This window comes from Thauera phenylacetica B4P, assembly GCF_000310225.1.
Lineage (GTDB): Bacteria > Pseudomonadota > Gammaproteobacteria > Burkholderiales > Rhodocyclaceae > Thauera > Thauera phenylacetica.
Window position 1 is genome coordinate 1 of the sequence record NZ_AMXF01000604.1, and the last position, 473, is coordinate 473.

General features: G+C 77.6%; 1 pseudogene. It reads left to right on the forward strand.

The annotated features are described in order from the left end of the window. Positions 1 to 239, forward strand: a pseudogene (locus C667_RS23910) (hypothetical protein); the annotation flags it as partial. Between the last annotated feature and the right edge of the window lie 234 nt (positions 240 to 473).

Below are 473 nucleotides of genomic sequence, written 5' to 3' on the forward strand. Positions count from 1 at the left end.
AGGGCGCGGCGCAGCCGGCACCGTCCGCGCAGGACGGCACGGCCGAGGCGCGCGCGGTCGAGCAGGCGCGCGCCGCCGCGGCCAATGGCGACGTGCGCAACAACTACTCGGCGCAGCGCGCGCTGGCCTCCTACGAGGCCATGTCGCAGGTCGGCGCCAACAACGCCGCCGCGCGTCCGAGCCAGCCCGAACAAGCCGTGGCGCCGGGCCAGCGCGAGCCGGGCGTGCTGCGCACCTGAGTCGCCGCAGCGCTGCGCGCGGCCACGGTAGCGGGAGCACCGTAGGCCGGGTGCAGGCTGGCGAGCACTGAGGGACGACCATCATGTCCATCCAGGGTCTCGGTTCATCCGCTTCCGCCGCCTCCTGGCTCGGCGGGCAGGGCTCGCGCGAGCAGGCGCGGCGCAGCGCCGAGCAGCTCGAGGCGAGGGCGGCCGCGCTCGCGGCCGAGGCGGCGAGCGCGCGCGACGAGGCCG